General features: G+C 66.3%; 20 protein-coding genes. 1 reads left to right on the top strand and 19 read right to left on the bottom strand.

The window, feature by feature from the left end; all coding sequences use genetic code 11:
* Nucleotides 1–468: 468 nt before the first annotated feature.
* From E3T35_RS18560 to E3T35_RS18575, 4 genes are all read right to left on the bottom strand, one after another.
* Nucleotides 469–1,095, bottom strand: coding sequence for a hypothetical protein (locus E3T35_RS18560; RefSeq protein ID WP_241988915.1), 627 nt, complete (start codon nucleotides 1,093–1,095; stop codon nucleotides 469–471).
* Between the two features lie 368 nt (nucleotides 1,096–1,463).
* Nucleotides 1,464–2,882, bottom strand: a complete 1,419-nt coding sequence (locus tag E3T35_RS18565; RefSeq protein ID WP_104089891.1) for an NAD(P)(+) transhydrogenase (Re/Si-specific) subunit beta — start codon at nucleotides 2,880–2,882, stop codon at nucleotides 1,464–1,466.
* Nucleotides 2,883–2,884: 2 nt separating this feature from the next.
* Nucleotides 2,885–3,205, bottom strand: coding sequence for an NAD(P) transhydrogenase subunit alpha (locus E3T35_RS18570; protein ID WP_092338562.1), 321 nt, complete (start codon nucleotides 3,203–3,205; stop codon nucleotides 2,885–2,887).
* Between the two features lie 2 nt (nucleotides 3,206–3,207).
* Nucleotides 3,208–4,323: an NAD(P) transhydrogenase subunit alpha gene (locus tag E3T35_RS18575; protein WP_134380602.1), complete on the bottom strand. Its 1,116-nt coding sequence runs from the start codon at nucleotides 4,321–4,323 to the stop codon at nucleotides 3,208–3,210.
* Nucleotides 4,324–4,629: 306 nt separating this feature from the next.
* Here E3T35_RS18575 and E3T35_RS18580 point away from each other — a divergent pair, with 306 nt between their 5' ends.
* On the top strand, nucleotides 4,630–5,952 hold the full coding sequence (locus tag E3T35_RS18580) for an MATE family efflux transporter (protein ID WP_134380604.1): 1,323 nt from the start codon (nucleotides 4,630–4,632) through the stop codon (nucleotides 5,950–5,952).
* Between the two features lie 79 nt (nucleotides 5,953–6,031).
* Here the strand turns inward: E3T35_RS18580 and E3T35_RS18585 are convergent, their stop codons facing one another.
* The 15 genes from E3T35_RS18585 to E3T35_RS18650 all read right to left on the bottom strand — a co-directional run bounded on the left by E3T35_RS18585 (nucleotide 6,032) and on the right by E3T35_RS18650 (nucleotide 23,873).
* Nucleotides 6,032–7,483, bottom strand: coding sequence for an amino acid permease (locus E3T35_RS18585; protein WP_134344886.1), 1,452 nt, complete (start codon nucleotides 7,481–7,483; stop codon nucleotides 6,032–6,034).
* A 137-nt stretch (nucleotides 7,484–7,620) separates the two neighbouring features.
* Nucleotides 7,621–9,102, bottom strand: coding sequence for an aldehyde dehydrogenase family protein (locus E3T35_RS18590; RefSeq protein ID WP_198421050.1), 1,482 nt, complete (start codon nucleotides 9,100–9,102; stop codon nucleotides 7,621–7,623).
* The gene (locus E3T35_RS18595) at nucleotides 9,099–9,782 is read right to left on the bottom strand and encodes an HD domain-containing protein (RefSeq protein WP_134380607.1); all 684 of its coding nucleotides are present in this window, start codon (nucleotides 9,780–9,782) and stop codon (nucleotides 9,099–9,101) included. The genes E3T35_RS18590 and E3T35_RS18595 overlap by 4 nt, the downstream gene beginning before the upstream one ends.
* A gap of 4 nt (nucleotides 9,783–9,786) precedes the next feature.
* Complete coding sequence (locus tag E3T35_RS18600) at nucleotides 9,787–11,085, bottom strand: NAD(P)/FAD-dependent oxidoreductase (RefSeq protein WP_134344885.1); 1,299 nt, start codon at nucleotides 11,083–11,085, stop codon at nucleotides 9,787–9,789.
* Nucleotides 11,086–11,087: 2 nt separating this feature from the next.
* Nucleotides 11,088–11,399: a 2Fe-2S iron-sulfur cluster-binding protein gene (locus E3T35_RS18605; protein ID WP_134344884.1), complete on the bottom strand. Its 312-nt coding sequence runs from the start codon at nucleotides 11,397–11,399 to the stop codon at nucleotides 11,088–11,090.
* A gap of 10 nt (nucleotides 11,400–11,409) precedes the next feature.
* Complete coding sequence (locus tag E3T35_RS18610) at nucleotides 11,410–12,201, bottom strand: SDR family NAD(P)-dependent oxidoreductase (protein WP_134380763.1); 792 nt, start codon at nucleotides 12,199–12,201, stop codon at nucleotides 11,410–11,412.
* Nucleotides 12,194–14,110: a PEP-utilizing enzyme gene (locus E3T35_RS18615; RefSeq protein ID WP_134380610.1), complete on the bottom strand. Its 1,917-nt coding sequence runs from the start codon at nucleotides 14,108–14,110 to the stop codon at nucleotides 12,194–12,196. Before E3T35_RS18615 ends, E3T35_RS18610 begins: the two co-directional genes overlap by 8 nt.
* 67 nt (nucleotides 14,111–14,177) lie before the next feature.
* Complete coding sequence (locus E3T35_RS18620; RefSeq protein WP_134380613.1) at nucleotides 14,178–15,278, bottom strand: PEP/pyruvate-binding domain-containing protein; 1,101 nt, start codon at nucleotides 15,276–15,278, stop codon at nucleotides 14,178–14,180.
* Nucleotides 15,275–16,600, bottom strand: coding sequence for a cytochrome P450 (locus E3T35_RS18625; protein ID WP_241988916.1), 1,326 nt, complete (start codon nucleotides 16,598–16,600; stop codon nucleotides 15,275–15,277). Before E3T35_RS18625 ends, E3T35_RS18620 begins: the two co-directional genes overlap by 4 nt.
* A gap of 104 nt (nucleotides 16,601–16,704) precedes the next feature.
* Nucleotides 16,705–17,511: an IclR family transcriptional regulator gene (locus tag E3T35_RS18630; RefSeq protein WP_134380616.1), complete on the bottom strand. Its 807-nt coding sequence runs from the start codon at nucleotides 17,509–17,511 to the stop codon at nucleotides 16,705–16,707.
* A gap of 202 nt (nucleotides 17,512–17,713) precedes the next feature.
* A complete protein-coding gene (locus E3T35_RS18635) occupies nucleotides 17,714–17,965 on the bottom strand; it encodes an HNH endonuclease signature motif containing protein (RefSeq protein WP_166790009.1) in 252 nt (83 codons plus the stop codon).
* A complete protein-coding gene (locus E3T35_RS19430; RefSeq protein WP_166790010.1) occupies nucleotides 17,895–18,923 on the bottom strand; it encodes a hypothetical protein in 1,029 nt (342 codons plus the stop codon). The genes E3T35_RS18635 and E3T35_RS19430 overlap by 71 nt, the downstream gene beginning before the upstream one ends.
* Before the next feature lie 901 nt (nucleotides 18,924–19,824).
* Nucleotides 19,825–21,132, bottom strand: coding sequence for an ABC transporter ATP-binding protein (locus tag E3T35_RS18640; RefSeq protein ID WP_134380620.1), 1,308 nt, complete (start codon nucleotides 21,130–21,132; stop codon nucleotides 19,825–19,827).
* Nucleotides 21,132–22,703 (bottom strand): iron ABC transporter permease, encoded by a 1,572-nt coding sequence (locus E3T35_RS18645; RefSeq protein WP_134344876.1) that lies wholly within the window; start codon nucleotides 22,701–22,703, stop codon nucleotides 21,132–21,134. The genes E3T35_RS18640 and E3T35_RS18645 overlap by 1 nt, the downstream gene beginning before the upstream one ends.
* Nucleotides 22,704–22,835: 132 nt before the next feature.
* Nucleotides 22,836–23,873, bottom strand: a complete 1,038-nt coding sequence (locus E3T35_RS18650; RefSeq protein WP_134380622.1) for an extracellular solute-binding protein — start codon at nucleotides 23,871–23,873, stop codon at nucleotides 22,836–22,838.
* Between the last annotated feature and the right edge of the window lie 251 nt (nucleotides 23,874–24,124).

The raw sequence follows: 24,124 nt of genomic DNA on the forward strand, positions 1-24,124 counted from the left end.
GGCCGCTGTCCTGGTTTGGAGCAAGACCTCAGCAATAGGTGGATGACGTCGTTCGAGAATCTGACCGTCTTCAGTCCTTGACGCACAACGACGACTCTCCCGGCTCCCGGGGCGCTGCATCTACTGCGATTCCAACGCTGTGCTGAGAGCACAGTCGGCCCAATTGTTCGCTGTCAGCGGGTACCTTAGGCTGCGCGACGTTGATCCAGTAGTGACAAAACAACGGGTAATTCAAACAGAGACAAGGATCGACGTCTCCTTCTGACGACGGTTGCACGAGACGTAGAAACCACGCTCGACAAATTAGCTGAAACCAAGTCAAATTAGACTCGGCCAAATGCTGTCCGACTTGAGTTGTCATCCAGGATCTATACGTCGTCGGTCACGACGGGGATCATGACGGCGAGCGGATGCTGCACACAGTCAAACCGCGGTTCTGCGGCATCAGCATTGGAAAGTTCCGCTTCTTCAATCCGGCCTACCGCGCAGGGCCGCTGCAAAAATTGCGCCCTCATTGGCTGCGGGCTCGGTGAGCGCCTTTCGCGCGTCGTCGCCTTCGAGCGATCCAATCTTCGGAAATTTGAAGAGCCGTTCAGCATACGACTTGGCATCGCCCGCTAGTTCTGTGATTTGAGGAAGACCGGCCCCGACGAAAGTGACGGGCAGCTTCTTCTGCACCGTCTTGTGTACGGCCTGAATCAGGGCTTCGAGTTGAGTGCTTCCCAGGAATTGCACTTCGTCAATTAGGATTATCAATCCCTTTTCTTGCTCCTTCGCGGCTTCACCAATCGCAACAAGTACGTCGGTCAGATCCATGCCAAGATCGCCATGGTCGGCAAAGCCTTCTGCTGGTGGAACATCCCACGAGAGTGACCATGCGCCTTGGCCATCCACTGACACCGCGAATGCGCTAAGCACCTCGGCAGCGCGCTTGCCTCGAGCAGTCCATCGAGCTCTCGGTGCCAGCCGGAGTAGTGCTGACTTTAGCTGCGAGAACATTGCCTGACGAAAATGAGTGTTGTTGTGTTTGCTCGCCTCGAGCTCGATCACTTCCCATTTTGAAGCGATGGCTATTTCGACGAATCGATTGAGCAATACCGTCTTGCCAACCCCCGGAGCCCCGTGATAATCATCGATTGCTCGGACCTGCCGCGGGAAAGTCGCTTGAGCAGCGTCTCGAAGGCCTCCGTGTGAGCGTCTCGCCCGATGAGGATCTCAGGTGCGGCGCCGGCATTCGGTGTGTACGGGTTGTCAATGTTTTCCACGTAGACAGTTGAGGCACTTTAGTTTGGTTTATCTATTTTTTCTAAAGTTACCTAATCTCCCAAATCGAACATGTCTGAGCCGGCCACGCACCCTCTGGTCCCTAGACCGATCACGCGACAGGGACCGGCCACCCGGCGAGGGTTACCGCAACCGGGTAGCGCGCACCCGTTTCGGGCGCGGTCGTGCAACAAGAACGCTTACAGCGCCTTGAGCTCCTCGGTCACCTGGGCAACGGACTTCTTGGCGTCGCCGAAGAGCATGGTGGTGTTGGTCGCGAAGAACAGAGGGTTTTCGATGCCGGCGAAGCCCGAGCTCATCGAGCGTTTGAGCACGATCACCGACCGGGACTCGGTCACGTTCAGCACGGGCATGCCGAAGATGGGCGAGTTGGGGTCGTTGCGGGCCGCGGGGTTGGTGACATCGTTTGCGCCGATGACGATGGTGACGTCCGTGCGTGAGAACTCGCCGTTGATGTCGTCCATTTCCTTCATGGCGTCGTAGGAGACGTCGGCCTCGGCGAGGAGCACGTTCATGTGCCCCGGCATACGTCCGGCCACCGGGTGGATGGCGTACTTGACCTCGATGCCGCGGGCTTCGAGCACCTTGGCCATGTCCTTCACGGCGTGCTGGGCCTGGGCCACAGCCAGGCCGTAGCCGGGCACGACGATGACCTGGTTGGCGTAGGCGAGCTTGATCGCGGCATCCGCTGCTGAAGTGGACTTCGCGTGCTGGTCACCGGTGCTGGTGGCCGCAACGCCCGTGGAACCGCCGCCGAAGCCGCCGGCCACGATGGAAAGGATCGACCGGTTCATGGCCTTGGCCATGAGGTTGGTGAGGATCGTGCCCGACGCCCCGACGATCATACCGGCGACGATCATCGCGATGTTGTTCAGCGCGAGCCCGGCCGCTGCCGCCGAGAGACCGGTGAGCGCGTTGAGCAGGGAGATGACGACCGGCATGTCGGCGCCGCCGATCGGGAGCACGGTCATGACCCCGAGGATGCCGGCCAGGATCAGGATTACGCCGAACCAGATCGGATCTGCGCCGGTACTGGCCGAGCCGATCCCGACGATGACGGCCGCGAGCACGGAGCCGAGGAACAGGATCGCGTTGAGCGGCTGCTGCAGGCGTCCGACCGAGAGCGGATGCCCGGGCAAAATCTGCTGCAGTTTCATGAACGCCACGATCGAGCCCCAGAACGACAAGGAACCGATGATGGCCGCGAACAGGGAGGCGATGACGAGCGGAAGCACCGGGCCGGACGCGACGCGCAGGCCGGTGAAGCCGTCGCTTTCGATGAACTCGCCCCAAGCGATGAGGGCGACCGTTCCGCCGCCGACGCCGTTGAACAGGGCGACGAGCTGCGGCACCGCCGTCATCTTCACCTTGCGGGCGGGCGGGATGCCGACGATCACTCCCACCACGAGGGCGGCGATGATCACCAGCCAGCTGCTGGTTTCGCGGATGTGGATCAGGGTCGCGATGAATGCGACGCCCATGCCGGCCGCGGCGATCTTGTTGCCGCGCACGGCAGACCGGGGCGCGGTCAGCCCCGACAGCCCGAGAATGAACATGGCGAAGGCGACGATATAGAGGGCGTAGACGAGGATATCCATGGTCAGTTCTTCCCGTCGGTCGCGCCGCTGGTGGGGCGGGTTTTGAACATGGCGAGCATTCGGTCGGTCACGACGAAGCCGCCGATGACGTTGACGGTTCCGAACACGATCGCCACGAAGGAGATGATCTGCAGCGGAATGCTGGGGTTGTGCGCGGTACCGAGAACGACCAGGGCGCCGAGCACGACGATGCCGTGGATGGCATTGGTGCCCGACATGAGCGGGGTGTGCAGGGTGTTGGGCACCTTGGAGATCACGGCGAAGCCGATGAAGCCCGAGAGTACGAGAATGGCGATATTCGCCAAAAAGCCGGTGTAGTCCATGGTCAGATCCTGTTCGAGACTGAAACGCGCGTGACGCAGGAGAGCGCCACCACGTCGTCGGAATAGTCGGGGTCGAGTCGGCCGTCACGCACGAGCAACTCGAGCAGCGCGGTGAGGTTCTTCGAGTACAGCTCGCTCGCATGCTCGGGCATTGTCGAGGGCAGGTTGAGCGGGGACGCAATCGTGACACCATTGATGACCACGGTCTCGCCGGGAACTGTGAGCTCGCAGTTGCCGCCGGTCTCGCCGGCCATGTCGATGACGACACTGCCCGGTTTCATACCGTGCACGGCCGCGGCGGTCACGAGCCGCGGCGCCGGACGCCCCGGAACAAGCGCGGTGGTGATCACGACATCGAAAGTAGAAATCGCAGTCTCGAGGGAGGTCTGCTGCTGGGCGCGCTCCTCGGCGGTAAGTTCGCGGGCATAGCCGCCGTCACCGGCCGCATCAATGCCAACGTCGAGCCACTGGGCTCCGACCGAACGCACCTGGTCGGCGACCTCCGGACGCACGTCATAGCCGGTGGCACGGCCGCCGAGCCTTTTGGCGGTCGCGAGCGCCTGCAGCCCCGCAACGCCGACACCGAGCACGAGCACGCTGGCCGGCTTGACCGTGCCCGCCGCGGTGGTGAGCATCGGGAAGAACCTGGTCGAGAGGGATGCCGCCAGGATGACGGACTTGTAGCCGGCGACGTTCGCCTGCGACGACAAGGCGTCCATGACCTGAGCCCGGGAGATGCGCGGGATCGCCTCGACCGCGTAACCGACGATGCCCGCGTTCTGCAAGGCGGCGATCTTGTTCTCGGTGTTTCGCGGTGCGAGGAACCCGATCAGCGTCGAGCCCGCCTTCAGCCGAGCGATCTCGGTGTCGGTGGGCGGAGCGACCTTGAGCACGATGTCCGCGCTCCAGGCGTCACCGATGGTGGCGCCGGCTGCGAGGTAGAGGTTGTCACCCATGAGGGCCTCCGCCCCCGCGCCGGACTCGACGACAACGTCAAGTCCCTTCGCAATGAGGGAGGCCACGGCGCGCGGCACGAGGGCGACGCGCCGCTCATCCGCCCCGCTCTCGCGGACGACGCCGATGCTCGGTGCCTCCTGGTGTGTTTGGTTATCAGGCACGGTGGAGCCTTTCGAAGCGGATGTTCGCACACTCGTCTGTGAGGCGGCAATCACCCTTGCGGATGGAAAGGGCACCTTGGGCCGGGATTGGTGTTCCCGGCGCAGCAAAGCGTGCCCGAAGCGTCCACGGTCGGCAGAAGCTTCTGCCACGAACCTATCCGGATGGGGCCAGCGATAGGCCGAATTCGCGTTCATCATTAGTGAAAGATTCGGCATTCTTAACAATTCCGCACGATGCTTGGCCTGACTGGAGCCGCCTTCGCACGGTGAGCCGCGGGGCCGCCGTAGAGTCGAACCATCAACATTCTGCGGGCCAAGCCCATTGACCGGGACATTCTGCGCCTCGCCGTGCCCGCGCTCGGCGCCCTCGTGGCCGAACCGCTGTTTCTGCTGGCCGATTCGGCCATGGTCGGGCACCTCGGCACCACCCCGCTGGCCGGACTCGGCCTGGCCAGCGCGGTGCTGCAGACCATCATCGGCCTCATGGTCTTTCTGGCCTACAGCACCACCCCGGCGGTGGCCCGATGGCTCGGTGCCGGCGACACGCGCCGGGCCGTCTCGGTCGGCATCGACGGGCTCTGGCTCGCCCTCGGCCTCGGCGTCGTGCTCGCGGCCTTCGGCCTGCTCGCCACCCCGGCGCTGGTCGGCGCGTTCGGCGCCGAAACGACCGTGACAGCGGATGCCGCCACCTACCTCGGCATCTCCATGTTCGGCTTGCCCGCCATGCTGCTGGTGTTCGCGGCCACCGGACTGCTGCGCGGCCTGCAAGACACCCGCACCCCGCTCTACGTGGCCGGGATCGGTTTCGGCGCGAATATCGCGCTCAATTACGTGTTCATCTACCTGTTCGGCTGGGGCATCGCCGGCTCTGCCGTGGGCACCGTCGTGGCGCAATGGGGCATGGTCGCCGTATACCTCGTCGTGGTCGCCAGGCATGCCCGGCGCCACAGCGCGCCGCTACGTCCGCACCGAAAAGGCATGTTGATCGGCGTCCGAAGCGGCGGCTGGCTGTTCCTGCGCACCCTGAGCCTGCGCGCCGCCATGCTGCTCGCCGTGTTCGTTGCCGCCCAGCTCGGCTCCCCCGAACTCGCCGCCTTTCAGATCGCAATGACCCTGTTCGCGACGCTCGCCTTCGCCCTCGACGCCCTCGCGATCGCCGCCCAGGCCCTCGTCGGGCGCGGCCTCGGCGCCGGGGATGTGGCTCAGGTTCGCGCGGTGCTCCGCCGCTGCCTGGAGTGGGGCGTACTCGCCGGCCTCGTGCTCGCTGTCGTCGTCATCGGCACGAGCGGCGTGCTCGGGCATGCGTTTACCAATGCCTCAGCCGTGACCTCCCTGCTGCCACTGACCCTGATCGTGCTGGGGGCGTCCGTTCCCCTCGGCGCGGTCGTATTCGTGCTCGACGGCGTGCTGATCGGAGCCGGCGATGCCCGCTATCTGGCACTGACCGGGCTGGTCAACCTCGCCGTGTTCGTGCCACTCGCCGGCGCGGTACTCGCCTGGGCGCCGGCGGGCGAGGCCGGGCTCGCGCTGCTCATGGCGGCGTTCGCGCTCGGCTACCTCGGTGCCCGCGCCGTGACACTGTCACTGCGCGCCCGCAGTATGGCCTGGATGGGCGTCGGCGCGCGCTGATCAGCTGAGCAGATGCGGTGCCGCATCCATATCCGTTGCCGGTGCCGGTGCCGGTGCCGGTGCCGGTGCCGGTGCGTGGCTAGTGCGGATCGACCGGATGCTCAATGTAGCGCGGGCTCTTCGGGTTCATGACCGAGTTGCGGCGACCATAAGAGAAGTAGATGACCAGACCGATGACAAGCCAGATGCCGAAGCGCAGCCAGGTCTCCCAGTGCAGCTGCGTGATGAGGAAGGCAGAGGAGAGCACCCCGAACACGGGTACCCAGGGCATGAAAGGCAGCCTGAAGGTGCGCGGAACATCGGGTCGGGTGCGTCGCAGCACGATCACGGCGACGCAGACCACAACGAAGGCGGCAAGAATCCCGATGTTGGTGAGGTCGGCAATCAAACGGATCGGGAAGACCCCGGCCAGTACGGCCGCGGCCAGGCCGGCGATCCAAGTCACGCGGGCGGGGGTTCCCCTTTTATCGGTGCCGGAGAACCATTTCGGCAGCAAGCCATCGCGGCTCATCGAGAACCAGACCCGACTGACGCCGAGCAGGAAGGTCAGCATGACGGTGAGGATCGAGATGACAGCGAAGGCCGAGAGCACGGTCGCGACGACTGGAAGCCCAACGGACTGGAACGCGACGGCAAAGGCGGCGGTCGGGTCAATATCCTGCCAATTCTGCATGCCAGTGAGCACGAGAGTGGCGAGCACGTAGAGCACCATGGCGATGGCGAGCGAGAGCAAAATTGCCTTCGGCATGTGCTTCTTGCCATCTTTGGCCTCTTCGGCGGCGGTACTCATGGCGTCATAGCCGAAGACGGCGAAGAAGACAGTGGCTGCGCCGGTGAAGACCGCGCCGAACCCGTTCGGCAAGAATGGAACGTAATTCTGGGTGTTGATGTAGAAGAACCCCAGCGCGATGATGGCGAGGATCAACAGCACCTTGAGCCCTACGGCGACGAGCTCAAAGCGGCCGAAGGTCTGCGTTCCACGGCTGAGGATAAAGGTCACGAGCACGCACACCACGATGGCGGGCAGGTTGATCAGGCCGCCGTCCAGGGTATCGGGGGTGCCCTGCATCCAGGTCGGAACGTCGATGCCGATGCCACTCATGAACTCGGTGAAGTACCCCGAGATGCCGATCGCGACGACGGCGACGATCGCGATGTACTCGAGCAGCAGATCCCAGCCGATGAACCAGCCGACGATCTCACCGAGGGCGACATAGCCGTAGGTGTACGCAGAGCCGGCGCGAGGAATCATTCCGGCGAACTCCGCGTAGCTGAGGGCCGCGGCGGCGCTCGCGAGTCCAGCGATCAAGAACGAGATAAGCACGGCCGGACCTGCGCCCTCGCCGTCCGGGCCGCCGTTCGCAACGAGTCCAGCGAGGGTGAAAATGCCGATTCCAATGATGCCGCCGACGCCGATCGCGGTGAGCTGCCAGAGTCCGAGGCTCTTGAAGAGACCGTTCTTGGCGGCCTCATTGCCAATGTCGGTAATGGGTTTGCGCCTCATGACCGAATAGGGATTGCGCTCGTTCATCAGGCCTCCATTGGCTTGGCTACAACTGCATTTGGCGCGCGACCGAAACTTTATTTATTTCTAAGGGTGGCACATGCGCGAGCCGGCGCCGTGCGACTCGCTGAATGTGGGACTGTTCAGGTTTCCCGGTGTAGAGGTCAGCGGATGCGGCGGTGCACCGATTGCGGCACGAGATAGGCCTTCAGACCCTCCGGCCCGAACTCGGCGCCGAGGCCAGAATCGTGGCGCCCGGCGAACGGCGCCGCATGATTTGAGGCGAAGAAGCCGAGCCCCACCGAGCCGGTGTCGAGGCGCGAGGCGAGCGCGAATGCCCGGTCGGGGTCCGCGGAGAAGATCGTGCCGCCCAGCCCGAACGACGTGTTGTTGGCGAGCGCCACCCCCTCGTCGATCGAGGAGTAGCGCAGGATCGACAGCACCGGGCCGAAAATCTCTTCCCTGGCGATGCGCATGTCGGGAGTCACGTCGGCGAACACCGTGGGCTTCACGAAGAATCCCTGATCAAAGCCGGATGGTACGTCGCCGCCGGTCGTGGCGCGGGCGCCTTCGGCCACGCCGCTGCGCAGGTATTCGCGCACGGTCTGCTCCTGGGTGCGCGTGGCGGCCGGCCCGAAAACAGTGTCGGGCTGCATCGGATCGCCCTGTTTGGCGGCCGCGATGGTGGCGGTGACCATGTCGACGAGCTCGTCATAGCGCTCGGCCGGCGCGAGAATGCGGGTCGAGATGTAGCAGGTCTGCCCGGTGTTGCGCATGCAGGTGCGGATCAAAACTTTCGACAGCGCGTCGAGGTCGACGTCGGGCAGCACGAGCGCGGACGACTTTCCGCCCAGTTCGAGCGTGACCGGTCGCAGCAGTGTGCCGCAGGCCCCGGCGATCGTGCGCCCGACCGGGGTCGACCCGGTGAAGGCCACCTTGTCGATGCCGGGGTGCTTCACCAGCGCGTCGCCGAACGAGCCGGGCCCGGTGACGAGGTTGATCACCCCGGGCGGAATGCCCGCGGCCACAGCTGCATCGACAATGAGCCGCACCGAGAGCGGGGTCGGCGAGGCCGGCTTGATCACGACGGTGCAGCCGGCCATCAGGGCCGGGGCGAGCTTGGCGACAACGAGGTTGATCGGAAAGTTCCACGGCGCGATCAGCGCACAGACGCCGATCGGGTCCTGCCGCACCACGGTCTCGCCCGACCCGTCGGGAAACGGCCGAACGTCCGGCGTTTCGAGCAGGCCGGCGAGCGAGGCGAAGTAGCGAAAGATCGAGGCGGCGTTGCCGGCGGCCCGGCTGGATTCCGCGACCGGCGACCCGTTCTCCCAGGTGTTGGTGTGCGAGATCGCCTCGGCGCGCTTCTCGACCTCGTCGGCCAGCCGCAGCAGAAAGCCGGCGCGGTCTGTGGGAGTCAGGGCACGCCATCCGCTGAAGGCATGACGCGCAGCCGCGACCGCCCGGTCAAGATCGGCGACGGATGCCTGCGGCACCGACCCCCAGACCTCTTCCGTTGCCGGGTTGGTCACCAGGGTTCGACCGGTGCCGGTGGCCGGCGTCCAGTCGCCGTCAATGAACAGGTCGTCGGTGTGCCGGTAGGGCAGGGTGGCGGTCACCGGCTGAGCGTCAACCAGGCTGGTCACGCGCCGCTCCCGTCGAGGGCGGGCGCGTCGACGCCGCTGGCAAGGACCTCCGTTTGCAGCAGGGCTTCGGCACGTTCGAGTTCGGCGAGCGCCATCTCATGAGCGGCCGCGGTGATCAGCTCGGGGATGATATCGGTGCGCAGGCGCCGGCAGTAAGCGGATGGCTCCTGGCCGAACCAACCCGAGGCGAGCGCGATTCCGGTGGTGGTGAAGCGCCAAAGTCGATCGGCGTCGCGCACCAGGGAATCCTCGATCGAATAGCTCTCCGGGCGGGTGTCGTGCCCGTCGATGATGTCGGTGACGCGGGCCACGAAGTCCAGGTCGTAGCCGAGGGTTGGCAGCACCTCGCGGGCGATCTCGCAGCCCTTGATCTCGTGCTCGTAGCGGATGTCCGCCTGCCGCCAGTTGGCACCAAACCCCTCCGAGATGATCTTGGTCTCGTCCACCCGGGCCCAGCCGGTGTCATGCAGCAGGATGGCCACGCGCACTACGAGGGCATCCGCTTCGGGGTAGGCCAGGCAGAGACGTTCGGCGAACGCGAACGAGATGGGGATGTGGATGTCGTTCGAGCGTGAGCGCATTTCCGGCCGCACCGCCCTCCAGAGGGCGTTGAGGTCGATGGAGGTCACGCCGGCCGCGATTGGCGAGGTGTCGACGAGTTCTTCGGTCTGCAGTGTCATGGGGTCACTTTCCGATCAAAACGGGCACGGCAGGAAGGAACAGTTTCTTGAGCGGCAGCGACAGGTCGGCCGCGCGGTCTATGGGCAGGTGCTGCCCGGAGTGCAGCATGGCGCGCACGGCGATGAAGTCGAGCGGCTGGTTCACGCAGTCGGCGGCGATGAGCTGCCCGGCGCGGTAGTACAGCACCGAGAACTTCTCGGTCTCGGGGTCGCCGCGCAGCACGATCTGGTCGTGGCCGCCGCTGAGCCCGGCGATCTGCAATTTGAGGTCGGCCTGGTCGCTCCAAAACCACGGCACGGTGGAGTATTCGGCGGGCAGGCCAAGCAGGGTCGCAGCGGCGACCTTGGCCTGTTCGACCGCGTTCTGCACGCTCTCGAGGCGCAGCCGCGGGATGCCGCCGGGGGTCAGCGAGGGGTTCGGAAGGTTCGCGCAGTCCCCCGCGGCGACGGTGAGGCCGTCGGAGCAGAGCGCGCTCGCGTCGACGACGACGCCGTTGTCGATGACGAGCCCGAGCTGCTCGGCCAGTTCGGTGCGCGGGATGACCCCGACGCCGATGAGCACGACGTCGGCTTTGATCACGTCTCCGCTGGCCAGTTCGACCCCGGTGGCCCGGTCGTGCGACCCGACAAAGCGACTGACCTGGGCGTTCAACACCACCCGGGTGCCGCGGCGCCGGTGCGCCGCAAGGTAGAACGCGCTCGTGGCCTCGGAGACGGCCCGACCGACGAGTCGGGGCGCAGCCTCCAGCACGGTCACGGTCTTGCCTGCGGCGCGGGCTCCGGCCGCTACCTCGAGGCCGATGAACCCGCCGCCGACCACGACCACGTCGGAGGCGCTGGCCAGTCTCTGTTCGAGGAGGGCGGCATCCGTTGCGGTGCGCAGGTAGCTGACGCCTTCGAGTTCGCTGCCCTCGAACGGAATCTGGCGCGGAACGGCGCCCGTGGTGAGCGCGAGCCGGGCGAATTCGAAACGGCGACCGGATTCGGCCGTGGCTACCCCGCCGGTCGCATCACGCTCGATCGACACGATGCGTTCCCGCGTGACAAGTTCAATGTTGTGCTCGGAGTAGAACTCGTGGGTGCGAAAGGTGAGCGAATCGGCCGTGGCCTCGCCCTTGAGGAACGCTTTCGACAGTGGCGGCCGCTGGTACGGCGCGTGCGGTTCTTCGCCGACGAGCACGATGGGCTCGGTGTCGCCGAGCTCGCGCAGGCTCGAGGCGAGCTGCACGCCGGCCTGGCAGGCGCCAATAATAAGAGTGCCTCGCGCTTGTGATGCGTGAGCGGATGTTCCGGTGCCGGTCATCGCTACACCTGCGTTTCGGGGGTGGTCACGCGAATATCGACGTCGCTCAGCTTGAGCTGGCAGGAGAGCCGGGAGTTAGCCTCGCGGTCGACGGCGGTGCCGTCGAGCATGTCGTCTTCGAGCTCTTCCATTGGAGGGAAGACGCTGTCGGCGCAGACGAAGACGTGGCAGGTGGCGCAGGAGAGGCTGCCGCCGCACTCGGCGACGATGCCGGGAACACCGTTGCGCACGGCGGTCTCCATGACGGAGTCGCCGGCGAATCCCGCGACGGCCGTTTCACTGCCGGCGGCGGATATGTAGGTTACGGAAGGCATTCTTATCTCCTTACAGAAACTGTCGGCCACCGTCGACCACGAGGGTCTGGCCGGTGATGTAGCGGGAGCCGGGGCCGGCCAAAAACAGGGCGGCCCCAACGATGTCGGCGGGCTCACTGGCCCGTTTGATCGAACCGCGGTCGACGCCGTACTCGGCGGCTCCCTCGATCAGGCCGTAGCTGGCCTCGGTGAGGGTGAAGCCGGGAGCGATCGCGTTCACGGTGATATTGCGGTCGCCGAGCTCCTTGGCGAGCACCCGGGTGAGGGCAATCACGCCACCCTTCGACGCCACGTAGTGCGCCCACTGGGCGGATCCGCTGAGCACGGTCGCGCTCGACAGGTTGATCACCGCGGCTCCGTCGGCCAGGTAGGGGGAACAGGCGCGGGTGACCAGCCACGGGCCCTTGAGGTTCACGGCCATCACGCGATCCCACTCGTCCACGTCGATCTCCTCGAAGGGCGACCGGGTGATGGTGGCGTAGATCGCCGCGTTGTTGATGATGACGTCGATCTTGCCGTCGCTCGCGAAGGCTGAGGCATCCGCTGCGAGCTGGGTGACGGAGCCCAGCTGCGTCACGTTGGCCTGAAGGGCGAGGGCGGTGCCGCCGGCCGCTTCAAGGAGCGCCACGGTCTGCTGCGCGCCCTCCAAGTTGGTGTCAGCGACGACCACCCGGTCGCCCTGGGCTACGAAGCCCAGGGCAAAGGCACGGCCCAGCCCGCCGGCGGCGCCGGTGATCAGCACCGTTCTCGCGCCCGCACTAGGAACGCGAGTGGCGGGCTGGTCCGTGCGCGGATCAGGCATGGCTGCCTTCGAGTACGGGTCCATCGAGCGCCTGTTCCAGTTGGACAACGGCGTCGGCAGCGAGGCTGAGGTCATGACTGTGCCCCTCAACGGCGTGATCCTCAACGATCGTGACGGTGCCGTTGTTGCCGTCGACACGCAGCCACTGCCCGGTCACGATCTGCGACGAGGCTGTGCCGGTTCCGGTGACGGCCGGCATGCCGTATTCCCGGCAGACGATGGCCGCGTGGCTCATCATGCCGCCGATGTCGGTGACCGTGGCACGAATCTTGCCGAAGATCGGACCCCACGACGGTGCTGTCACGGGGGCGACGAGAATGTCGCCCTCCTGCACCTCGGAGAGCTGGTCCGAGCTGCGGATGACGCGGGCCGGCCCTTCGGCCACACCACTCGAGGCCGCCATACCGCGGAACTCTCCCTCTGGCGCGTCGGAATCGCCGAGCCAGTTCTTGATCTGGTCGCTCGTGATGCCCCAGAGCATGAGGGTGAACGGTTCCGTAATGACGGCCGGCGGGGTGTTGAGGGCTGGCTGCGGGCGCTGCTGCTGCAGGGCATCCACTATGACGCGGCGACGCTCGACCTCCTCGGGCCAGTACGACGGGCCGATCGCGGGTGCGCCGACCGCCCAGCCGGTGACGTAGTCGAACAGGGCCTCGCGCACCTCGTCGCGGCGGAGGAAGAACATCCCGTCGGCCGTTGGCCAGAAGCCCTGCTCCTGCAGCATCGCTGAGAGCTGGCGGGCCTTGCGCCAGAACACGCCCATGGTCCAGTGCTCGATGTAGAAGTTGTGGTTCTCGACGTAGGGGTAGACCTGGCGGGCCAGGCCGAGCTTGCCCTCGAACGCGGCGAGCTGTTCGGCGGTGAGCAGCTCCGAGTACTCCTCGGTGATGCGGTCGCGTTCGGCGACCAGCTCGGCGACCGGGCGGTCGATGGTCTGGCCAGCCTCCAACCGCCCGATGTAGTCGCTGATGTAGCCGAGCGGAAGTTCGAGGTGGTCCATCCAGTACTTGTCGTGGGCGTAGAAACCGTTGCCGACGGTGAAGTTGAACCACGGGTCCTTGGCCTCGTCGAAGGCGGCGATCCAAGCGGCACCGCCGGTGGCGGCCTCGATGCCAGCGCGGGTCTGTTCCGGGTTCGCGGTGTTGCCGAACAGGTCGGTCAGGCCCAGTTCGATGGCCAGCTTGGCGAGCTTCTTGAGCTCGTCATCGGGTCGGAACAGTTCCATATCGACGCCCTGCACCATCTTGGCGACGGCCTGGTCGGGAATGCCTGGGAAGACCTCCTTGCAGAAGCTGAAGAAGTCGAGGTAGGCCACGTAGCCGAGATTGAGAAACTCGAAGTGGTACTGCCAGGCGCGGTAGGTGAGCGCGATCAGCGCGTCGTACTGGGCGAGCAGGTCGTTGTTCGGGCCGGTGCCCTTGCCGCTCGTGACGTCATCGATGTCGACCTTGTCGGGAAGGGCGTCGAAGTTCAGTGCGCCGAGCTCGTCGATGGTGCCGCGAATCTTGCCCTGCCACTGCTCGAGCAGGGTCTCCCAGTTCTGAAAGTAGTGGCCGGCCCGCGCCATGAACTCGGGCACGCGGGGGGCGATCTCCGCCTCGGGCACGCCCACCGGCGACATGAAGACGTAGCCGTTGTGAATGCGAAACTCAATGCCGTTCGCCGGCGGAATGAGCAGGTGCCGGGTGTTGTACTGGCCGAGGCACGACACGGCGAACTCGAAACCGATGGTCTCGAACGGCTTGGTCACGGTGGGCCAGTGCTGGCTGTCGCAGAACCAGAACTTGGCCTCTTCGACCTCGCGGCGGTTCTCTTGGAACACCAGGTTGTAGGCGTACAGGTCTTTCCAGCCCTCGGCGCCCTGGGCCGGGGCCTGGTCATAGGGGCTGGGAAATGACTTCTCTGTCATAAGAAAACCGTTCTCGAAGGTGGTGCGCGGGTGAAATGACTTTCCAAGCGGATGGCGCAGGTCGGGTTTATATCGTTGGTTTGCCGGCCTGCACCAGAAGTGATCGGGTGATGCTCTCGATGCCGTAGCCGGCCGCGGGGGCGACGGCAACGGCATCCGTTCGAGTATCTGAACTGCGCGAAGAATGCACGGTCTCGGGGCGGGACTGCAGCAGCAATAGGTTTTGGCCATCGGGCAGGTCGCGGTCGAGGGCCCACTCGATGTCCTGCGGGCATTTGAAGTGCTTCTCGGCCTTCTTGGCGATGGTCGCGATGGCGGTGATCTCGGTCTCGCTGATCGAGAGCACCCCGCGGCGAGCGGCCGACACCTCGAGTTCGACCAGTGCCCCGTTGGCCGCATCGGGCACGAGCTCGGCGTGCTTATCGCCGATCACGCGCTTGACGACCATGAGCATGATCTTGTCGACGGTGACGTTGTCGGGGGTGACGAGGCCTGAGACGACCAATTCGCCGAGGCCGTAGGAGGCCTCCATGACGATCTTGGAGCGGTCGCCGGTGGTCGGATCCATGGTGATGGCGACGCCGGCAGCGCGCGCGTTGACCATCTTCTGCACGGCGACGGCCATGGAGAGGCCCTCGCCCGGGATGTTGTTCTTGAGCCGGTAGGTGATCGCCCGTGAGGTGAACAGTGAGGCCCAGCAGCGGCGGATGTGCTCGGTGACATCGTCGATACCGTTCAGCCAGAGGTAGGTGTCCTGCTGGCCGGCGAAGCTCGCGTCGGGCAGGTCTTCGGCGGTGGCCGAGGAGCGCACGGCCACCGGAACGGGCTCAGTGAACCGGGCCTGGAGGGCGTGATACGCGGCCACGAAGTCGGCGCGCACGTCGGCGGGCACCGGGCGGCTCTCGATCTCGAAGCGCAGCTGCGCCGACACCCGGTCCACTTCGGCCACGTCGTCGGCGTCGAGGGTGGCGAGCAGCGAGTGGATGTCGTCCTGGATGCCGGCGGCGGCGATGAACGCGTCGTAGGAGGCCGTGGTGATGGCGAAGCCGGGCGGCACCGGCATGCCGGCCTGGGTGAGGGCGACCAGCGAGGCGCACTTGCCGCCGAGCAGGTCGTGGCGGGGAGCATCCGTGCCGTCGAAAAACTGAATGTACGGTGTGGTGGTCATTTAGTTTCTCCCCAGGTGACGGGCACCGAGGTGGGCGCCCTGAACGACAGGTTGTCTCCGAACACGATCTTTTCGGCGTCGATCAGGCGCAGCCCCGGGGCCGCTTTGAGGGTCTCTTCGACGACGATTTTGTCTTGCATCTTGGCGAGCATGTTGCCGAGGCAGTAGTGGATGCCAAAGCCGAACGAAAGGTGGTTGCGGGCATTGACCCGGTTGATGTCGAAGGTTTCTGGCTGCTCGAAGGTGCCGGGGTCGCGGTTGGCCGAGCCCATCAGCAAGAGGATATTCGACCCGGCCGGAATCCTTACGCCGCCGATCTCGGTGTCTTCGAGTGCCTTGCGCCGCCAGCCGACGATGCTCGGGGAGAAGCGCAGCGTCTCGTCGATCGCGGCCGGGATGCGGCTCGGGTCGTCGATCAGCTTCTGCCACTCGGCGGGGTGGGCGAGCAGTTCGCGGATGGTGTTCGAGATCAGTGTTGTCGTGGTCTCGTGGCCGGCAAAGAGCAGGCTGTAACAGACCGAGGCGATCTCGTGGTCGGAGATCTCGGAGCCGGTGGACTGCGCCTGCACGAGGTCGAAGACGAGGTTGTCGCCGTTTTCGTTGTTCTCGAGTTGGTCGTGGGCGTTCTTCACGAGGCGCAGGCACTCGGTCCAGTAGTCCACGAGGTTGTGCGCGTGCGGAATTTGCTCGTCGTCCGTCAGGTCGCCCCAGGTCATGGCGGCGCGGGAGTCGGACCACTTCTTGTAGGTCGCGACCATCTCGGGGCCGACGCCGAGCAGTCCGAGGATGGTGATGGTGGGGATGTCCACCGCGACGTCTTTGAGGAAGTCGCCGCGGGCATCCGGGTGAGACAGCATTTGCGTGAGCAGGCGTGCCGTGTTCTCGCGAATGGTGGGTTCGAGCTTCTTGTAGCGGCGCGGCGTGAATTCCTTCTGCACGATGGCGCGCATGCGGGTGTGCTCCGGGGGGATGCGGGCACTCAGGCCGGAGTAGGCGGTGAAGCCGCCATCGTTCATGATCGTGGTGGCCGCTGCGCCGCGGGGCCGCACCGGGGCCTGGGCATTCTCGCTGCTGAAGACCTGCCAGTTGTCGAAGGTGGCCTTGACGTCGTCGTAGCGGGACACGATGAAGTAGCCGAGCTCCTCATCGAACATGACCGGTTCGTTCTCGCGCAGGGCGGCGTAGGAGGGGAACGGGTCAGTCATCGCGAAGGGGGCGTAGCCGTGGTTCTTCGTTGGGACACCGTGTTCTGAGGCACCGTGCGCGACCGGGCATTGGCCGGGCGCGGCGGCCGGATGGGCGAGGGCGAATTGCGCGGTCACGATGGCTCCTTGGTTTGCTTTTCTCAACTTTGAGGTCGACGAGGTCTATCTAAGACGCGGCGGTTGCTTCGATCACCGGAGTGTCCCACTGGATGGAAGTGGCTTCACGGCTGAGTGGGTTTGGTCACGCTGGCCGGCAGGCGCAGGGTGGCCGGTGGCAGGTGCGCGATTCCGGCTTGGATGCGCTGCGCCGTGCCCTGCAGAACCGGCAGGTAGCGCTCCAGCTGGTGCGCCCGCGAGGTGGGCAGCACAATGCCGAGCGCCCCGAAAATCTTGCCCGGCGCCTGAAACACCGGCACTGCGAGCGAGCACGAGCCCTGTCGTACTTCTTCGGAGGCGAGGGCGAAACCGAGTTCGCGAATCTTGCCGAGCTCCCGGCGCAGCTCGGCCGGATCGGTCTTGGTGAGCGGCGTGCGGCGCACGAGTTCGCCGTCGAGCACGGCGTTCTGCACCCATTCCTCTTCGAAGGCCAGAATGGCCCGGCCCACCGCGGTGGCGTGCAGCGGCAGACGACCGCCGACCCGGCTGGCCTGCGGCACGCGCCGGCTGCCATAGACCCGGTCGATGTAGAGCACCTCGGTGCCGTCGCGAATGGCGAGGTGCACGGTCTCCTGGGTCAAGCCGAACAGGTCCTGCAGGTAAGGCCGGGCCACATCCCGCAGTTTGCGGCCGGCGTGCTGGCCGAGTTCCCAGAGACGCAGGCCGATTTGGTAGCGGCCCTGGGCATCCCGCTGCACGGCGCCCCAGGTCTCAAGCTCGCCGAGCAGGCGGTGTGCGGTGCTCTGCGGCAGCCCGCTCTCGCGGCTGATCTCCGATAACGACCGAGCGGATGCGCTGTGTTCGAACGCCGCCAGAATGCTCAGCACCCGGCTGGTCACCGACTGCCCGGGGGCGTTCGTGTGGCCGGCCATGGTGCCTCGTTTCAAGTTTTTTGCGCGCTTTCATCGCGCTGGCAGGCTCACTCTAGTCAGCGGCGCTGTGTGGGCGCGAGGGTCGAAGGTCCCCCGTTCGGGGCTTCGGCTAGGCTGCTGGGTCACTGTGGCGGATTGCGGCACGCGCGCCCGTGCCCGTGCCCTCAGCGCTGCGTCGGGTGCGCTGCCCGTGCGACGGGCGCTACTTTTCCCAGGTGGGTTTCTCCGCGGGGGTGGCGGCGCGATTCTGGCCGGCGGGGCGCCAGATTTGGGTGGGGTCGAAGGCGAGGGGTCCGCGGATCCACGGGCGGCCGCCGCGCATCTGAATGTCCCAGCCGGATGTTTCGATACTGCTGTGGGCGGCGTTGCAGAGCAGCACGGCGTTATCGATGTCGGTGAGGCCGCCCTGGCTCCACGGTGTGACGTGGTGGGCTTGGGTGAAGTGGGGCGGCACGGTGCAGCCAGGGATGACACAACCACCGTCCCGAGCCGCCAGGGCTCGGCGTTGTGTGGCGGTAAAGAATCGATTGCTGCGGCCGAGGTGCAGGATGGTGCCGGTGTGGCCGAACAGCACGGGGCTGGTAGCCGCCGGCGCAGATCAACTCATCGACCTGGCCGGGGCTGAGGGGGCCGTCGATGCCGTCGATCCAGCCGGCACCGCGGCCGTCGAGGAGGTCGGTGATGTTGATGTGCACGAGCACGGTCGGGGCGGCTCCGCCCATCGTCGGGGTGCCCGGGTGTCGGGCGGCGGCTTCAAACACGGCGCGGAGGATGCCGGCCTGCTTCTCACTACGGGAGCGGATGTCGTCGGGCTGCTGCGGACATGGACTGAGCGCAGCGGGACTGAGCGGGTCGGGCGGGTCGGAGCCCCGTTCGACTCCTGCCTTGCCCGGCACGCAGACTTCCCCTGCTCGGCCCGACGTGTTCACCGCGGTGCTGGTTCCCTTCGGTGGTGTGCCGCAGTTGTCGTGCCCATCGTGTTCGGTTTCACGGAACTCGACCCGGGCACACGGTGTCACATCGGGCACCAGGGTGGCGTCGACGACTCGGGCGGTGTCGGGGGAGGGAGTGTCGGCGGCACCGGGGACCGGGTTCGCCGCTGCGGCGGAGAGGTACGCGTCACTCAGTTGACCGGCACAGACGTTGCCGATGATGGCCCGGTCCAGGGTGGTGAACCAGCCGTTGAGGCTGCAGCCGCCGTTGGCCAGGGTGCCGAAGGTGAGCCAGCTGCGCCGCTCGGTCGGGGTCTCGCCGGGCGCCGAACCGTCGGGGGCGAGGCGTGCTTTCCACTGGATGCCCTGCTGCCGCAACAACTCCGGCGAGAACGCGATCCCCGCCCCCGGCAGCCCCTCAGTCTCCGGGGTGACACAAAAGCGAGTAAAACTCAGAAGCGCATCGTGGACAGATTTCACGATCACATCCCCGTCTTCCCTTGCAGCGGCGCAGTAGCTAGTGAGTGCGCCGCTGATTACTCGTCAAGAATCCTCGTAGTCTCGTAGTCTCGTAGCCTCGTAGCCTCGTAGTCTCGTAGCCTCGTAGCCTCGTAGCCTCGTGATGCCCTTACGTAATTTCGAAGAAATAATTGATTTCCAGTCCTAAAAGCGCGAGATCAGCAAACGACGGCGCGATACGTGCTCGGGTTACGCCAGCGGATAGGCGAGCGCGTTCTGGCGCACACCGGGGTTCCGTCGGCGGGAACGGATGCTACGCCCACGTCGCTCAAATTTGGCGTGCGCATCCAGCCCGCCGGCCATGGAGCCTCGTTTCGAGTTTTTCGCGCCCCTTCGGGTGCGAGCAGGCTCACTCTAGTGAGCGGAGGCAGGGCGGCGGGAGGGTCGAAATGCATCGACCACGCCTAATGTGTCGATACCCATTTGCCTCGTCTGTAGTTTAAGGAGTCTGAGTCAAAGGACGAAGTTTCTCGGTACGGGTGCCGCTGCATTCCTTGCACGGTCATTGCCAGGTTGCACGCCCACAGGAGCCGTGGACCAAACCGCTGCCAGTGAGCTGGTCGGCGAAGCCGGTGCGGCGGGAGTCTGCCAGATTGACGGTGGCTCTACTTGGCGCGGTTAATTCATCGCACCGTTTTCTACTACCGGACCCATGACCTCCTTTTCCTCGACCGCACTGCTGACGATGCCGAGTGGGGGCGGAGACATGACGGTGTCTTGCGCCGGAAATACTGCGACCCAGGTACTTCAGGTCGCCATATCGGCGGTCCGATTTGATTCAATCGTGTCGACCCTTTATTTCCCGGCCGCCTGACCCTGGGTCTACCAGCCGCCTCCGCAGGCCGGTTCTTTGCTCAGTGAGCTACGCGAGCGGGTAGGCAAGGGCGTTCTGGCGCACGCCGAGGGTGACCCGGTCGCCGACGCGCGGCAGGTCGGGGGCCGCCACGCGGGCTCGCACGTCGAGGCCGCCCGGGAGGGTGAAACTCACCAGGGCGTCGTGGCCGGCGTACGCGATGGCGGTGGTGACGGCATCCGTTTGTTGCACAGTGGTCGGGCTGGCGAGGGTCAACCATTCGGGGCGAAGCAGCACGCGTACGCTCGGTCCGTCGGCGGGAGCGGATGCTGCGCCCACGTCGCTCGGTGCGCCCATCCAGTCCGCCGGGAGCGAGCCGAGCGCGCAGTCGACGCGGCCACCCCGCCAGATTCCGTCGAGCTCGACAGTGTCGCCGACGAACCCGGCGACCCAGGGGTCGACCGGGCGTTCGTAGACATCCGCTGGGGTGCCGAACTGCAAAATCTCGCCGCCGCGCATGACGGCCACGAAGTCGGCGAGCGAGAGCGCCTCTTCCTGGTCGTGGGTCACCAGCAGGCTCGTGTTGTGTTGGGCATGCAGCAGGGCCGCGACCTCGGTGCGCAGGGCCGAACGCAACAGCGGGTCGAGGGCGGCGAACGGTTCGTCGAGCAGCATGAGGTCGGGGCGGGGGGCCAGCGCTCGGGCCAGCGACACGCGTTGGGCCTGACCGCCGGAGAGCTGCGAGGGGGCACGGTCTACCAGGTCGGCCAGACCGACCAGGCTGGCGAGCTCAACGATGCGAGCGGCGCGGCTGTATTGGCGGCTGCGGTCGGGAGTGATCGGCGCCGGCGCGAGGTGGGTGTGCCCCGGTGTACCGGAGGCGGGGCCGCGCCCCGGCGCAGCAGGGACGGAACCCGGCCCGCCGATGAGCGGGCGGACGGGCGACGACGCCGGCCTTGCCCGGTTCGCACGCCCGCGCCGGGTGAAACCGGCGAACAGCCCGGCGACTCCCCCGGGAGCCTCGCCGGGTTCGCAATACAAGTCGTCGTTCTGCTTGGTGCGGGGCAGTCCGAAACCGATGTTCTCGCCCACCGTGAGGTGCGGAAACAGCGAGGCGTCCTGCGGAACCCAACCCATTCCGCGTTTCTCCGGCGCGCGCTGCACGCCGGGGCCGGTGACGAGGCGTCCGCCAACCGTGATGGTGCCGGCGGTGACCGGCAACAAACCGGCGACCGCGCGCAGGAGGGTGGTCTTGCCGCATCCGCTCGGGCCGAGAACGGCGACGAGACTGCCGCGCGGTATGCGCAAACTGACGTCGTCGAGCACCCGCGTGTCACCGTAGGCGACGCGCAGCCCGTCGATCGCAACCCAGCCCATCAGTTCTCCCTTGCCGTACCGCGAATGCCGGAAAGCAGCACCGCGGGCACCATCGCCACGAGCACGAGCGCCGCCGCGTAGGGCGCTGCAGCGCCGAACTCGAACAGGGCCGTGCGACTCCACAACTCGGTGGCGAGCGTGGACACACCCGTCGGCCGCAGCAGCAGCGTCGCTGGCAATTCTTTCATGGCCGAGATAGCCACGAGCAGTGCACCGATCGCGATGCCGGGCAGCGCGAGGCGCGCGGTCACCCGCCACCAGGTCTGAAAGGGCGAGAGGCCGAGCATGCGCGACACGTCGCCGAGGCTCGCGGGCACCGCCGCGATCCCACTGCGCATGCTGCCGATGGCGCGCGGCATGAACAGAACGACGTAGGCGAAGACCAGCACGACGGAGGTTTGGTAGAACATTGGAACCGCGGCGAGCGCGAAGAATACGAGGGACAGGCCAACGACAATGCCGGGCAGGGCGTGGCCGAGAAAGCCGACGGCCTCGATCATGGCCACCAGGCGCCCCTGGTAACGGGCAGCGAGCGCGGCGATCGGCAGCGCGACGAACACGGCCACCACGGCGGCGGCGAGGGCGAGCCCCAGGGTCGCTCCGATGGCTTCGACCAGTCGTGGAACGTCGATGGCGCGCAGGGTTTCGGCTTCGAGCAGGCGGCTGAGCAAGCCGACCACCGGAACCACCACCCCGGCGATCGGTGCGGCGAGCAGCACCGCAGCGAAGAGCGGGCCCGTCTTGCCGGGGGCTCTGGCCGGCATGGTGCTGCGCCCGGGAATGCTGCCGACCTGACGGCGGCTGCGGCGTTCGCCGGCCACGACCACGAGCGCGAGCACGACAAGCACGAGGGCGAGCAGCGCGGCCTGGTTGCGGTCGAAACTCGCGCCGTAGGCGGCGTTGATTCCCCAGGTGAGCGTCTGAAACCGCAGCATCGAGACGAGTCCGAAGTCGCTCAGCGAGTAGAGGCAGACGAGCAGCGCCCCGGCGATCGCGGCCGGGCGAATCTGCGGCCAGGTCGCGGCCGCGAAGGCGCGCAGCGGGCCGCGACCGAGCGTGCGGGCCACTGATTCCAGATCAGCGGATGCCCCGCGCAGCGCCGCCGCGACCGGCAGCGTCACGTAGGGGGTACAGACCATGGTCATGACGAACCAGCTGGCCCAGAATCCGTTGAGGTGCGGAAACCAGACCAGCCAGCCGTAGGCAGCCAGGTAGCTCGGCACCGCGAGCGGCAGCGCCGAGGCCAGCAGCAGCGTGCGCTGAAACGGCAAGCGGATGCGCGTGAGAATCCAGGCGCAGATCGTGCCGAGCACGAGGCACGACAGGGTGACGGCCGCGGCGAGCAGCACCGTGTTGACCGTGAGCTGTAGCACCCTGGGGCGCACCAGGGTTTCGAGGAGGTCAGTGAGCCCCGCCTCGGTCGTGCGCACGACCAGGTAGACCAGCGGGATGGCAGCAGTCGCGGCGCACAGTGCGGCGAGCGCCAGCAGCCAGGGCGGCGCGCCGAAGCGGTACCGGGCGGGCGGGCGGGGCACGGCGGTTTCGGGCGGTGGAATAAGCAGCTCGGTCATGCGAGCGGCCCTGCGGGACGCGCGCTGAGCGGGCTGGGGGCATCCGCTGTGATGAGCAGTTGAGAGAAGGCGCTGGAGGGTAGGGCGCGGCTGCCGACCTGAGCCCGCACCCGCGCCTTCACTACTTCAATGCTAGATCAGGCCGTGCTTGCCGAGCAGTGCCTGGGTGTCTTCGAGGGTGTCGAGGTCGGCCAGATCGAGGTCGGGGTTGACCAGCGAGTCGAGCGCCGGCAGTCCGGCCGGGGCGTCGATGCCGGTGATCAGGGGGTACTCGTAGGTCTCGTCGACGAAGTACTGCTGCGCTTTTGCGCCAACGAGGTAGTCGATGAACTCGAGGGCGTCGGCATCGTCTGCTGCGCCGGCAAGCAGGCCGGCGCCGGTGACGTTGACGATGGATCCGGCGTCGCCGGCTTCGGGGTACGACAGCTGGGCGCGCATGTTGGCCTCGCCGGTTTCGGCGGCCTGGGCGAACCAGTAGTAGTGGTTAATGAGTCCGGCCTCGATGACCCCGTCGTTGACGGCAGCGAGGATAGCGCGGTTGTTGTCGAAGATGACCGGGTTGTTGGCGGCAACGGCCTTGACCCACTCGTCGGCGGCCTCTTCACCGTTCAGCACCCGGTAGGCGGTGACGAAGGCCTGGAAGCTCGCGTTGGTCGGCGCGATACCGAACTTTCCCGACCAGGCCGGGTCGGTGAACGCGTCAACTGATGTTGGCACGTCGGTTGCGGCGAGCGCTTCACTGTCGTAGGTGATCACGCGGGCACGGCCGGTGACGCCGACCCAGGTGTCGTCGGTCGAGGTGAAGCCGGTCGGAACGGCATCGGTCGTCGTTGCGGGCAGCGTCGCGAAGAGGTCGGCATTGGCGAGGGCGCCGAGCGCTCCGGCGTCCTGGGCGAGAAAGACCTGGGCGGGGGTGGCGTCGCCCTCTTCGAGCAGGAGTGCGCCGAGCTCGGCGGTGTTGCCGTAACGCACCTCGACGCTGATGCCGCTCTGCTCCTCGAACTGGTCGATGAGCGGCTGGATGAGCGCTTCGTCCCGACCGGAGTAGAGCGTGAAGGCGCCGTCGCTCGTGGCCCCTTCTGCCGTTGGCTCGGCGGCTTGGGTGCACCCGGCGAGGGCAAGAACGGTGGCGCCGGCAACGAGCGCGGCGACAGAGATGGGGATGCGCATAGGACTCCAAGGGCAGGGGTTTGAACGACTAAGGTAAGGCTACGCTAAGTTGCTCTGAGGCGCGAATCGGCAGTCTTCCGGCTTCATGCGGCGGGAGATGCCACCTTCGGCCCCATCGCCGCGTCTCACGGGGCCGATTCCGTCGTCTCGCTTGGAGCCAGCCACACCCATGGGGCCGAAGTTGTCGTCTCGCGCGGGTTGGCAAGCTCCGATGCTCCCGAACAGTATTCGTTGTAGCGTTAAGGCACCCA

Source organism: Cryobacterium sp. TMT1-2-2 (assembly GCF_004403505.1).
Lineage (GTDB): Bacteria > Actinomycetota > Actinomycetes > Actinomycetales > Microbacteriaceae > Cryobacterium > Cryobacterium flavum.

Bases quoted from the DNA above. Each gene is read 5' to 3' on its own strand.
- E3T35_RS18630 (WP_134380616.1), bottom strand. From the start codon at position 17,511: ATGGCCGGCCACACGAACGCCCCCGGGCAGTCGGTGACCAGCCGGGTG.
- E3T35_RS18595 (WP_134380607.1), bottom strand. From the start codon at position 9,782: ATGACACTGCAGACCGAAGAACTCGTCGACACCTCGCCAATCGCGGCC.
- E3T35_RS18615 (WP_134380610.1), bottom strand. From the start codon at position 14,110: ATGACAGAGAAGTCATTTCCCAGCCCCTATGACCAGGCCCCGGCCCAG.
- E3T35_RS18605 (WP_134344884.1), bottom strand. From the start codon at position 11,399: ATGCCTTCCGTAACCTACATATCCGCCGCCGGCAGTGAAACGGCCGTC.
- E3T35_RS18610 (WP_134380763.1), bottom strand. From the start codon at position 12,201: ATGCCTGATCCGCGCACGGACCAGCCCGCCACTCGCGTTCCTAGTGCG.
- E3T35_RS18620 (WP_134380613.1), bottom strand. From the start codon at position 15,278: ATGACCACCACACCGTACATTCAGTTTTTCGACGGCACGGATGCTCCC.
- E3T35_RS18600 (WP_134344885.1), bottom strand. From the start codon at position 11,085: ATGACCGGCACCGGAACATCCGCTCACGCATCACAAGCGCGAGGCACT.
- E3T35_RS18640 (WP_134380620.1), bottom strand. From the start codon at position 21,132: ATGGGCTGGGTTGCGATCGACGGGCTGCGCGTCGCCTACGGTGACACG.
- E3T35_RS18570 (WP_092338562.1), bottom strand. From the start codon at position 3,205: ATGGACTACACCGGCTTTTTGGCGAATATCGCCATTCTCGTACTCTCG.
- E3T35_RS18645 (WP_134344876.1), bottom strand. From the start codon at position 22,703: ATGACCGAGCTGCTTATTCCACCGCCCGAAACCGCCGTGCCCCGCCCG.
- E3T35_RS18565 (WP_104089891.1), bottom strand. From the start codon at position 2,882: ATGGATATCCTCGTCTACGCCCTCTATATCGTCGCCTTCGCCATGTTC.
- E3T35_RS18585 (WP_134344886.1), bottom strand. From the start codon at position 7,483: ATGAACGAGCGCAATCCCTATTCGGTCATGAGGCGCAAACCCATTACC.
- E3T35_RS18650 (WP_134380622.1), bottom strand. From the start codon at position 23,873: ATGCGCATCCCCATCTCTGTCGCCGCGCTCGTTGCCGGCGCCACCGTT.